Origin of the sequence: Gracilibacillus pellucidus (assembly GCF_033949965.1) — a bacterium.
Classification (GTDB): domain Bacteria; phylum Bacillota; class Bacilli; order Bacillales; family Amphibacillaceae; genus Gracilibacillus; species Gracilibacillus pellucidus.
The window spans coordinates 288,276-299,992 of the sequence record NZ_JAWZSR010000004.1 but is presented as its reverse complement, the minus strand read 5'-3'; the positions used below and the strand labels follow the sequence as shown (position 1 = coordinate 299,992).

Below are 11,717 nucleotides of genomic sequence, written 5' to 3'. Positions count from 1 at the left end.
ATTCCTCCTAGCTACGAGTAACGAAAAATGGTAATTTTATGGTGTCTGACTAACGCAGATTGTATTCATTCACCTTGGTGCCTTTTGGAAAGTTTAACTTTTGATAAATTACTATTTTTTCATCTAATAGTTCGCTAATCTTCAAAATGTCCCCTAACGTATATTGGTTTGTTTCATTAGCTAATCTATATAATTCATTTTGCAACAACTGTATTTCGTTTTCTAATTTCCTTATATCCAATCAAAACATCCTATCAATTTACATTTTTCTAATAGAATAACATAAATAATATAAAACTTCCTTAAATTTACTCGAAAAAAATAATTTTTTACAAAATTATGCTACTATTCATTTTGTAAGTTGACATTTGGACTATAAAAAACTAATATGCTATATGGTGATTGATTGAAAGAAGGGATTAGATTGAAACAAGACATAGATCAAAACAGACTTTTAACTATCTTAACGATTTTCTCGACTTTTTTGATGGGGTTTATTGATGCTTTTACGTTTATAACACAAGAAGGATTGTTTGCCAGTGCGCAAACAGGAAACGTCGTTATGATGGCAGCTAAATTATTTGCGGGCAATCCGTTAGACGCCTTGATAAACGTATCATCTTTTGTTGGTTTTTCAGTAGGAGCATTTTTAGCACAAGGAGTCATAGAACGATTGAAGGAATATGGGTGGAAAAAGTATCGTATTTATCTTTTTATCCAAATGATTTTTCTGCTAGTTATAGCTATCATTCAACAACATATAGGTTCTGTGATCATTGGATTTATGCTTGGACTACTTGCGGGTTATGAGCTAACCGTGTTTCGTAAGATTAAATCAACGAACATCAACAATGGTATTATGACAGGGAATACCAAAAATTTAATGAATAACCTTTATTTAGCCATTTTTAATAAAGATAAAGCGGCGTTACATACGTTCTCCACGTTATTGCTTGGAATAGGAATATTCATATTAGGCGTTGGAACAGGCACAATTGTGTTATTCTTTGGCGAACAGTTAAACTTATGGCTAGCGTTTATACTTACCGGTATTTTCTATGTTTGGTTATGGATAAAACGTGCTTAAATTAAAGAACCACTGCGTGTTGCAGTGGTTCTTTTTACATTTTACATTAGTACTACTTGAACAATCAAACCTAGCACTAATCCAATTAAGATAGAAGAGAGGGTACCTAGTAAGAAATATTCTGCCCAATTACGGTCATCTAATTGTTTGAATCGCGCAATCGACTTAGCTGCGATAATAAATGCAATTGATTGGTATGCACCTATTGCTGTTAAAATAATAACAAGCAATCTCTCAACATATCCGATGAGCTTACCACGTGAACGGAGTGGGGAAGAATATGAAAAGTAATGATATTCCTCTGTAAAGCTATTTTCCGTCTGTGGTAGACTTTTTGTTTTAACAGCATTCAGTTGATTTTTTACTGTCAATTCTCCTTCAAAATTTGTGAGTTTTGACGGTAACGAGCCAATAATGAATTTTATTATATGCCCGCTAACACTTGTTGCCAAAATATATATTATAATGATGAACACGATTGAATGAAACCAACTTACATCGTTTGTCTTGTTAAAGTCTAATAAATAGAGTACTTTTGTATTAAAGAAAAAGATACTAACTAGGCATATCATGACAACATGTATTAGTTGGTCTAATAGAAAGTATCCTAAACGTTGCAAGTTATCAGTAGAACCTCTTGGTATGGTATCCACTAATTTTATTTTTAATAAATCAATCAAAAAATGACTAATGATAATAAAAGCAAAAGGGAGAATGAAATAGGTCATGATATGTTGGAATTCATATTGATACCCCCATACAACAACAAGTGCTATACCTGTTGTTAGCATGTGATGAAACAGGTGTTTAGGCAAGTTCTTTAATTTGTTTGTCACCATTTTATCTGATTGTAACCAAAAATCAGCAATTAAATGACCGAGAAGTAATAATAGTACAGTCATGATATTCTCCCTCCCTTAGGGAAATAATCCTGTAGGTGATTCATAACATGATATCTAATATTTTTTTGCAACATATCTGTTAGTTGGTACTCCGCACTTACTTCTAAAGAATCTAGTAGTTCCACAATGTTATGAAATGCTTGCAAGATAACCTGTGTTTTACCTTGTTTCATATGATGTGATATCGTACCTTTTGTTCGTTCAAGATATTGACTTATTTCGCTTTGTTGACCAAATATTAAATATAATGAACAGACAAGTGATTGGATGTTCGTCTGGTCATTAATATGCTCTTGTTTTAAACGGAAACTTGTATTGATTAATGTTTCGAATTGTTTACTAAAAGTATTCCACCCATGTTTATCCGATACATTAGGTAATGCCATATGAAATAGTGACCTGTTCTGTTGTTTTTTCAAATAATCATTGGCATTTCTAGCTTGTTTCATCAATGGGTGAATCCAAGTTTCTAGATTTAGGGTGGTTATGTCTTGATTGATATTACCAAAGGATAGACCGAAATAAGGTTGGTGATCGACAAACTTCCAAATACGGCTTATATAAAAAGCAAGTATATAGGCAGATGCATAACCACTACTTACCACAACCAATTCATCACCAGCACGATGACTAACCTTTGTTATCGTTATATTTTCTGTCCACTTTGTAATGCTAGTTTGTAATTGCTGCAAATAACTACTTAACTCATTCCCAATGTCATTGTTAGACGAATTACTCACATCCATAATAAAGACAGAGACCTCATTTAACAACATGAACAGCTCCTTTCACATAATAAGTTTGATGATTTAATCAAATATAACAAAAGTTTGATTATATAGTCAAACTTTATTGAGGTTCGATTATTTACTCGAAAAAGGATTCGTAGTGCATACCGCATGTATGGAGGAAAGTCTTACAAATTCATTCAAACGAAAAAGAGAAGATAGCTTCTGCCGCTCGGATTATTTCTTATTTTGAACAGTATTTTGTTTCTTTTTGACCATTCATCATGGACACTGTATTTTCAAGAGGGAGGATATATTGAAAAACTGAGTAATTCGCAATTTTTCTCAGAATGGTTCACTCCATACAGGACACCTGTTCATAACGTACTGGTAATCTTCTTCATGATTATTTGCCTACCAGAAACGGTGATCAATTTTATTGAATATCTGAAGGCAAAAAGAACTGTTTCTAGTTAATCTGGTTTATATTGTTAAGATAACTATATAGATATACAGTTAATGCTAATTATGGTATTATAGTCACCAGTAATAATAGTTATAAGTGTAAATTCATGTAAGAAGAGGGATGTTGTATGATGAGTAAAAAGATAGATCCAAAAGATCAAACACCGATCGTATTTATTATATTTGGTCCATTGATGACAATAGCTTATACTTTGAGGTTATTAGACGCAGACAACTTATGGCAACATAAATTAGATATATTTATTTTAATAGGTTATGCTCTTATGTTTGTTGCAGGGTTATATCTTAGAAAAAAACAGAAAAAGAACATGGAGGATTCCGAATAAATATAAATAGCTAGAGAGATATTGATTATCGGAGGTGAGTTCAGTGGACAATATATTTTTCATTTAAAGTTATTGTGTTGACTTAGAAAGGAGCAATTTGCTTGAATACACAATTGATAATGGTAGAAGGGCTACCTGGATTCGGTAAGTCTACCACTGCAAACTTACTCTACGATATTCTAACTGAATTAAATATAGATGCTGAGTTATTTCTTGAAGGAAATCTCGACCATCCTGCTGATTATGATGGAGTTTCTCGTTTTAATAAAGTTGAATTTGAAAATTTGTTAAGGAATAGTGTAATGTTTAAAGAAGTAATTAATAAAAATGTTATGAAGAAAGGGAATAATTATTTATTGCCATATAGAAAAATCAAAAATGAATACGGATACAACTTTCCCGACAGTTTACTAAATAGCACTTTTCAAAATGATATTTATGAGCTACCGTTAGAAAAGCATATTGAATTAATAACTGAAAAATGGAGAGATTTTGCAGATAAAGCTCTCTACGGAAATAAGATTTATATTTTCGAATGCTGTTTTATACAAAATCCGTTAACAACCGCAATGATTAGGCATGGGGAGCAAAAAGAAAATGTTGTAAGTTATGTAAGGGCTTTAGAGAGAATTATAGAAAAATTAAATCCAGTATTGTTTTATATAGAGCAAGCTGATTTAGAATTGTCATTCAGAAAAATATTTAATGAAAGGTCCAAAGAATGGTCTACTGGTTTTATTGAGTATTATACGAATCACGGCTATGGGAAAATAAACGGTTATAGTGGTGTGGAGGGAACAATTAAAGTATTAGAAGCAAGAAGAGAGATTGAAAGAGAAATATTTGAAATGCTATGTATAAACAAAACAAAGCTAGATAATTCACTATATGAAACTGCCAAGTATAAGTCAATAATAAAGGAAAAATTGGGTTTGTTTGAGGTGATAGATTATATATAGTAATTTATTTAACAAAAGTTCTTTTAAATTAAGAATAATTAAACTGTATTTCGAAGTCCGATAAAATAAAAGCATAAATGAAAAATCAGAAAGGTTGTACACAAATGGTTCGTTTCAGGAAATAGACAATCGAACGCCGGAACAACAAGAGCTAATCAAACATTGGATGACGAAGTGATTATGAATTCATCTTTACAACTATTACTGCTACGCTAGATAGAACAAAAGGTAATACCTCTAACAGTAACCACTACCAATACCACTGAACTCTTTATTTAAAGAATTACTTTTTACTTCAATTAGAAATGACACTAAAAGGCCTTATTAAATAGGAGGCATATTTTTTGTAGTTAACCGAATAATAAAGATGTTTAAAATGAGTCTTTGTCCAATATAAAAAAATTTGTTTGAACAACAATAACGAAAAGTGGTGAATACTTTTGGATAAAATGCATGATGGTATGAAAGATTCGATGGAGAACCAGTTTCTTCCCATGTACTCTCTTACAAGCGGGATGGGCATGGAGGTACTTCCTGATCTTTACTGTTATACAAACCAAATTGTAAATATATGTTGTGTAGGAAATCCTGAAAAAACAAATGAGTGGGTTTTAGTTGACACGGGCATGCCTGAATCTGCGAACCGTATTATTGAAGTGGTAGAGGAGCGGTATGGTGAAAAAAGTAAGCCAAAAGCAATTATATTGACACACGGTCACTTTGACCATGTGGGAGCCGTGGTGGATTTAGTTAATCAATGGGGAGTTAAAGTATATGCTCACGAAGCAGAACTGCCCTTTTTAACTGGAAAGCAAAGTTTCCCTGAACCTGATGGAACGGTAGAAGGTGGACTGGTGGCCAAAATGTCCCCAATGTTTCCTAATGAACCGGTTGATTTAGGATATAATGTAGAAGTACTTCCTTCTGATGGTAGTGTTCCATTCATGGATGGATGGCGATGGATTCATACACCGGGCCATGCACCTGGACATATATCCTTATTTAGAGATGAGGATCGTGCTCTAATTGCGGGTGACGCCTTTGTCACAGTAAAACAAGAATCGCTTTATAAGGTGATGACGCAGGAATTGGAATTTAGCGGACCACCAAGATATTTAACGACCGATTGGAATGCTGCAAGGGAATCCGTCAAAAAACTAGAAGCATTAAAACCTGCCGTTGCGGTGACTGGTCATGGGCGGCCGGTGTTTGGAGCAGAACTTTCAGATGGTTTGGAAAGATTGGTAAAGGAATTTGGTCGTATCGCAACTCCAGATTCTGGTCGTTTCGTGAATCGCAAACATTGATTTTACTTAAAAAGAAAAATATGGTGACTCAAAAGAACAAAAAACAACTTTTGAGTCACTTTGCTTATAATTTTCTTGAATAAGAAAAGGACAAAGGAGGATTCCGGCCATAGGTGGCAGCTAAGTAATTTAACCTTATCTACATTAATTAGGTTCTGCATAGGATATTCGACTATAAATATTTATTGTAGTTAACGCGCCTAATAGAAGATGAATTCAATTATGTAATATAGATACAGAGGAAAGTATACTAACCCCTGTATCCATGAAGAAGGTTGCTAGATATGGGCAGTCGTATTAATAACCATAACCGCCGAAACCACCAACGAAGGAAGTACCAACAATGATTAATAAAATAAACAGTACTACAATCAAGGCAAAGCCTCCACCGTATCCATAATCAGTACCAGCACTCATAATGACACCTCCTTAATTCAGATATTACATCTTATGTAACTTTATAAAAGTTGTATTGGCAAGTGTCTGATTTTTTTGGTATAAGAAGTTAAAGGTTAAAACATATAGGCGAAGACAGAGTCGAAGAAATAATCAAGTAAGGATTGATCAAAAAAAGAACGGCTGGAAGTAATAAAGCACCAACATCAATGGGAAAAAGAGGATTAAATTAGAAACGTCGATAGTACTGATATCGAACGATTAAGCGAAATATGCTTGATGCTATTGGTCCATATGAAGTTTTAAGGAACGCTTATTTGTTCAGTAAACAAAAAATTCTCCCTATACAGAAGACTCCCTCTTTTTTTAGTTTATGTATAATTAAAACGAATCAATCTTTGAATCTAGCGTTAATAACGAAAAAAGATGTAATGGTTATTTATTAATTCAATAGAATAGATGTTTTAATTGTAATCGTTAACTTCCCCTACCTTTAAAAAATAAACCGATGGAAATCAACTAAAATTTAGTATGTAAACCATGTATATTTCTTAATTGATTACAAATACTAAGGTTAAGATTTTGAGGAAAAGGGGGTACATCCTTGGGAATTGAGATGATATATGACAAAAATGAATATTATGACAAGGTGATAGATTTAAAAGGAATAGCAGAACTAAAGAACAAGCAATGGAATTATCAAACAACAAATATTCAGAAAAAAAGTAACTCGCCCTTAATGCAATTAAAAGACCAAGTGATTGTTGTTACGGGGGCATCTAGTGGCGTTGGGCTAGTCACTGCAAGAATGGCTGCATCTAAAGGAGCTAAGGTCGTATTGGCTGCTAGAAATGAAGAAGCATTAAAAAAAGTCACAGAAGAACTGAGAGAAAAAGGGTATCCTGCGACTTATGTAAAAGCGGATGTGGGACGTGAAGAGGATGTCCAAAAAATAGCCCAAAAGGCAATTGAACAATTCGGACGTTTTGACACATGGGTGAATAATGCTGGTGTTACGATCTATGGCTATGCGATGGATGTAGCGATTCAAGACATGAAGCGGATGCACGACACCAACTATTGGGGTGTCGTTTATGGGAGTAGAGTTGCTGTGAATCACTTTAAAGAAAGAGGAGTCACAGGTGCTTTAATCAATGTTGGTAGTCTTTTCGGCGATCGAGGGACAATCATTCAATCCACATATGCCCCTACTAAATTTGCTGTGCATGGATGGACAGAAAGTCTAAGAATGGAATTAGAAAAAGAAAATGTCCCTGTCTCCGTTACGTTGATCCATCCCGGAAGAATCGATACACCGTATAATGAGCATGCCACCAGTTATTTAAACGAGCACCCGGTACATAAAGGGATGATTTATCCACCAGAAGCTGTTGCAGAAGCAATTCTATTCGCTGCGGAACACCCAAAAAGAGATATGTACGTAGGCTCACAAGCTAAACTGCTAGAACTGATGGGCACACTTCTTCCACGACTCACTGATCGACTCATTGAATTTTTGATGCCACCTACTCAGTACGCGAATAGACCAGCTTTGAATAGAAATAGCGCCTTATATCAAGCTGGTTACGGATTACATGAACGGGGAACGAATACCGGCTGGATTCGTTCAGAGAGTCTTTATGTGAAAGCTAGTAAACATCCGATCCTTTCTACCATGGCTGTTATTGGATTAGGGGCATTAGCATTAGCAGCAACTAAGCGGAAATAATGAATCATTACGATAACACAAAGGAGAGAACGAAAATATGGTAACGAATCAATCGCTTCCGCATGATGACAGTTTAGATAACAGTCTAGCGTTATTAAGAGAAGGCTATCTATTTATCGAGAATCGAGTAAAACGATATGAATCAGATATTTTTGAAGCTCGTGTACTAGGCAAAAATGTTATTTGTATGAGAGGGGAAGAAGCTGCAGAAGTTTTTTATGACCCAGAAAAGTTCCAACGAAAAGGAACAGCTCCAAAACGCGTACAGGAAACGTTGTTTGGAAAAAATGCTATTCAAACGATGGATGGGGAAGCGCATCTACATCGGAAATTACTTTTTATGTCCTTATTAACTCCGTCTAACCAACAACAGCTTGCTAAACTTACTCGTGTGCATTGGGAATGTGCCTTAGAACGATGGGAGAATGCGGAAAGGATTGTACTTTTTGAGGAAGCGAAGAATATCCTAACTAATGTCGTATGCCAGTGGGCTGGAGTTCCTCTAGCTGATTCAGAAATAACGGACCGTGCCAATGACTTTATATCGATGATTTATGCATTTGGAAAAGTTGGACCAGAACATTGGCAAGGTAGAAGAGCACGTAATCGAGCAGAGGTATGGATTAGAGGAGTCATCGATAACGTCCGAACTGGAAAATTACAATCGGAAAAAGGGACAGCCCTTTATGAAATGGCGTTTTTTAAACAACCCGATGGAACACAATTGGATACCCAAATGGCAGCAGTAGAACTCATTAACGTGTTACGACCAATTGTGGCGAATGCAACGTTTATTACATTCGCCGCCTTAGCTCTTTATCAATATAGAGATGAAAAAGAAAAGCTTGAGACTGGGACCAGTGACGACATGGAAAGGTTTATTCACGAGGTTCGACGTTTTTATCCTTTTGGCCCATTTGTAGGTGCTAAGGTCCGAAATGATTTCACTTGGAATAACTTTCAATTTAAAAAAGGAACAGTTGTATTTTTAGATATGTATGGAACAAACCATGATCCAAGGTTATGGGAAAAACCTAACGAGTTTAAACCAAGTCGGTTCAAAGATTGGAATGGCAGTCTTTATAATTTTATTCCACATGGTGGGGGTGACCCTGCTAAAGGGCATCGTTGTCCTGGAGAAGGTGTTACGCTCGAGGTAATGAAAGCGACGTTAGAGTTTCTAGTTAAAAGAATTAATTACGACATCCCGAACCAAGACTTAAACTATAGCCTAGATGAGATGCCAACCCTACCCAAAAGTGGATTTGAAATGAGCAACATCAGACGGAGATAGGCACATGGGGACGGTTCTTGCAGCACATTAAAAGTAAATCTGTTGACTTAATTTATTTAGATCCTGTAACTGATATCTTTTTTCCAATAAGTAGTATTAGATAATTATTATTACAAACGGAGTGTAATAATACAAAGTTATTTGCTGCGCAGTTCAAGAATACTATGCAATAAAGAATCGGTCTTCTACAATCGATCGCTTTAGTTGAATAAGAGGTTAAATATAGTTAGAGGGGCTTGGATATCCAAGCTCCTTTTGTGTGAAATATAACTTTAGTTTGTTGTGAATATAATTACTTTTGTGTTTTGAACCTTAAAATGGAAGATTTTTTATCTTACCCATTATAATGAAACATACAAAAAGAGTGTTGATTCTGAAGGCGATGAAATATGTACACCCTTAGCATTTCGGAAACAATAGATGGCATTCATTTAGTCCTAAATTAAAAAGGAAGATTTATTTGTTTAATAAGGTATATAATATATATAAATATTCTGACAACTAATATTATATAAACAAAAAGTAAGGGGGATTATACAATGGCTGTAGATGGGGATTTTTACGTTAAAAGCTATCATGAAGAAGACTGGGATTCAGTAGAACTATTATATGAAAAATTGATCAAACACGAAGAAAATGTGACCTATTGGTGGCCGGGGCCAGAAGATACCTGGGATGATGTACACTGCATTTTTAATAAAGGATCTATGATTGCAAAAGGACAAGTGCAAGCGATTAATTTGATTTCTGAAGATTATCAAGGAACTGCCAACCATTTAATCTATTTAAATATTAAAGTTGATCCGGATTGGAAAAATCGTAATGAGATTTGGGATATCCTTTACGAACGATTACTGCAAAGAGCTAAATTACTCAAGAATAAACTACCACCACAGTTTCCTACCAAATTATGTGTCGGTAATTATGCAACTGAAGTAAAAGAAAATTCTTATTTTGAATCAAAAGGATTTAAACATTTTGAGAACCTTTATTGGATGAATATTGAATTAAATAAAGATTTACCTCCGACAAACTTTAAGCTCACCAATGTAAAAATAAAACATTGGAACATGAACACTTACGAAGAAGAAATAAAATATTTGCAGGCAGAAAATGAAATTTGGTCGGAGACTCCAACGGGAATAGAAAAATTGCGTGAATATAAGAGTAATCCATACTGGACTTCCGTTACTGCTTTTTATAATGATGAAATCATTGGCAGTACTATGGCTTGGAAGGAGGCAGATGAGAATATAGGCACAATAGAAAATGTCTTTGTTAAGCCTGATTGGAGAAAGTGCGGTCTTGCAAGTCATTTAATAATAGAGGGGATTCACCATTTACAAAACTGTAATCTTGAATACATACAGCTTCTCGTTGAAACAAAAAATGAATCTGCATTAAAACTTTATAAATCTATTGGATTTGAAATTAGGAAAGAAGAAAAAAGATATTGGATTACTATATAAGGGGGCATTCCCAGGCGAATGAAACTTTTAACCGATTTTGAAAAAATAATAAAAAAAGAAAAAATTGATAGTGTCCTTGTACAGAAGAATAGTACTGTGATTTTTGAATATTATCGAAATAAAAAGATGAAGGAAAAGCAACATAAAATATATTCTGTCACAAAAAGCATCTTATCAGCACTGATCGGAATTGCAATAGACAAAGGGTGTATCGAAAATGTTAACACACCAATAATTAATTACTTTCCGGAATTTAATAAAGATAAAGAGCATCAGAAAATCACAATCAAGCACCTGCTGACAATGACTTCAGGGTTACACTGGCCAGGTAATAGAGGGATGATACCCAGCAAAAATTGGGTTAATTTTGTATTGCAGCAGGACAGTGATCATCCTCCTGGAAGTAAAATGGTCTACAGTTGTGGTTCTTCACAATTGTTAAGTGCAATCTTACAAAAGACTACTGGAATAAATACAGAGGTCTTCGCCAAAAAGCATTTATTTACACCTCTAGGAATAACAGATTATAAGTGGAATCGTGATGCTCAAGGTATAGCAATTGGTGGATTCGGATTAACGATGAAAACGGTCGATATGTTAAAAATCGGGACGCTATATTTAAAAAATGGAGTATGGAAATCCAAACAAGTCGTATCATATCATTGGATTGAAGAATCAACAAGTCCAAAGGTCAAAACTGATGATGATTATTCATACGCATATCATTGGTGGAACATAACATCCGACAATCAAGTAGGCAGGATTTTTTTTGCGGTTGGACATGGAGGACAGTATATTATTGTCGCACCTGACTATCAATTGGTAACGGTTTTTACAAGTAGTTTTAAAGATGGTGCAACAAGACCTTTGCAATATTTTAAGGACTATCTATTAGAAGGGTGATGAGAAATCAATCAAAGTTTGTACGCACTTTTTTGTTTTATTTAATATACAAAAGAGAATGTACAAACTTTCTTGTCTTATTTGTACATAGCTTTTTGTCCTTGAACATCATTTGCACATAGTAGACCTTA

Annotated in this window: 13 protein-coding genes; 9 read left to right on the top strand and 4 right to left on the bottom strand. The window is 34.5% G+C overall.

Annotated features, from left to right (window positions below):
- Window positions 1-49 precede the first annotated feature (49 nt).
- Window positions 50-241, bottom strand: coding sequence for an aspartyl-phosphate phosphatase Spo0E family protein (locus SH601_RS09385; protein ID WP_319958028.1), 192 nt, complete (start codon window positions 239-241; stop codon window positions 50-52).
- A gap of 183 nt (window positions 242-424) precedes the next feature.
- Here SH601_RS09385 and SH601_RS09380 point away from each other — a divergent pair, with 183 nt between their 5' ends.
- Complete coding sequence (locus tag SH601_RS09380; protein ID WP_319958027.1) at window positions 425-1,087, top strand: YoaK family protein; 663 nt, start codon at window positions 425-427, stop codon at window positions 1,085-1,087.
- Window positions 1,088-1,128: 41 nt separating this feature from the next.
- Here the strand turns inward: SH601_RS09380 and SH601_RS09375 are convergent, their stop codons facing one another.
- Together SH601_RS09375 and SH601_RS09370 are read right to left on the bottom strand one after the other, a co-directional pair.
- Window positions 1,129-1,989 carry a DUF3307 domain-containing protein gene (locus SH601_RS09375; RefSeq protein ID WP_319958026.1) on the bottom strand — a complete coding sequence of 287 codons (861 nt, stop codon included), beginning with the start codon at window positions 1,987-1,989 and terminating at the stop codon, window positions 1,129-1,131.
- Window positions 1,986-2,765: a hypothetical protein gene (locus tag SH601_RS09370; RefSeq protein WP_319958025.1), complete on the bottom strand. Its 780-nt coding sequence runs from the start codon at window positions 2,763-2,765 to the stop codon at window positions 1,986-1,988. The genes SH601_RS09375 and SH601_RS09370 overlap by 4 nt, the downstream gene beginning before the upstream one ends.
- A 177-nt stretch (window positions 2,766-2,942) precedes the next feature.
- Between SH601_RS09370 and SH601_RS17630 the strand changes: the two genes are divergently transcribed.
- The 4 genes from SH601_RS17630 to SH601_RS09355 all read left to right on the top strand — a co-directional run bounded on the left by SH601_RS17630 (window position 2,943) and on the right by SH601_RS09355 (window position 5,795).
- Entirely contained in the window at window positions 2,943-3,194 is a 252-nt protein-coding gene (locus tag SH601_RS17630) for a YfzA family protein (protein WP_413775109.1), read from the top strand.
- A 119-nt stretch (window positions 3,195-3,313) separates the two neighbouring features.
- Entirely contained in the window at window positions 3,314-3,529 is a 216-nt protein-coding gene (locus SH601_RS09365) for a hypothetical protein (RefSeq protein ID WP_319958024.1), read from the top strand.
- Window positions 3,530-3,630: 101 nt separating this feature from the next.
- Complete coding sequence (locus SH601_RS09360; RefSeq protein ID WP_319958023.1) at window positions 3,631-4,488, top strand: P-loop NTPase family protein; 858 nt, start codon at window positions 3,631-3,633, stop codon at window positions 4,486-4,488.
- Between the two features lie 449 nt (window positions 4,489-4,937).
- Window positions 4,938-5,795, top strand: coding sequence for an MBL fold metallo-hydrolase (locus tag SH601_RS09355; RefSeq protein WP_319958136.1), 858 nt, complete (start codon window positions 4,938-4,940; stop codon window positions 5,793-5,795).
- Window positions 5,796-6,092: 297 nt separating this feature from the next.
- On the opposite strand, the gene SH601_RS09350 is transcribed toward SH601_RS09355, so the two are convergent.
- The gene (locus tag SH601_RS09350) at window positions 6,093-6,212 is read right to left on the bottom strand and encodes a YjcZ family sporulation protein (protein WP_319958022.1); all 120 of its coding nucleotides are present in this window, start codon (window positions 6,210-6,212) and stop codon (window positions 6,093-6,095) included.
- A 718-nt stretch (window positions 6,213-6,930) separates the two neighbouring features.
- On the opposite strand from SH601_RS09350, the gene SH601_RS09345 reads away from it, so the two are divergent.
- From SH601_RS09345 to SH601_RS09330, 4 genes are all read left to right on the top strand, one after another.
- Window positions 6,931-7,920, top strand: a complete 990-nt coding sequence (locus SH601_RS09345) for an SDR family oxidoreductase (RefSeq protein WP_319958135.1) — start codon at window positions 6,931-6,933, stop codon at window positions 7,918-7,920.
- A gap of 37 nt (window positions 7,921-7,957) precedes the next feature.
- Window positions 7,958-9,214 carry a CYP152 family fatty-acid peroxygenase CypC gene (gene cypC, locus SH601_RS09340; RefSeq protein WP_319958021.1) on the top strand — a complete coding sequence of 419 codons (1,257 nt, stop codon included), beginning with the start codon at window positions 7,958-7,960 and terminating at the stop codon, window positions 9,212-9,214.
- Between the two features lie 539 nt (window positions 9,215-9,753).
- Window positions 9,754-10,683: a GNAT family N-acetyltransferase gene (locus tag SH601_RS09335; RefSeq protein ID WP_319958020.1), complete on the top strand. Its 930-nt coding sequence runs from the start codon at window positions 9,754-9,756 to the stop codon at window positions 10,681-10,683.
- Window positions 10,684-10,701: 18 nt separating this feature from the next.
- Window positions 10,702-11,586, top strand: coding sequence for a serine hydrolase domain-containing protein (locus SH601_RS09330; RefSeq protein WP_319958019.1), 885 nt, complete (start codon window positions 10,702-10,704; stop codon window positions 11,584-11,586).
- Window positions 11,587-11,717: the final 131 nt, after the last annotated feature.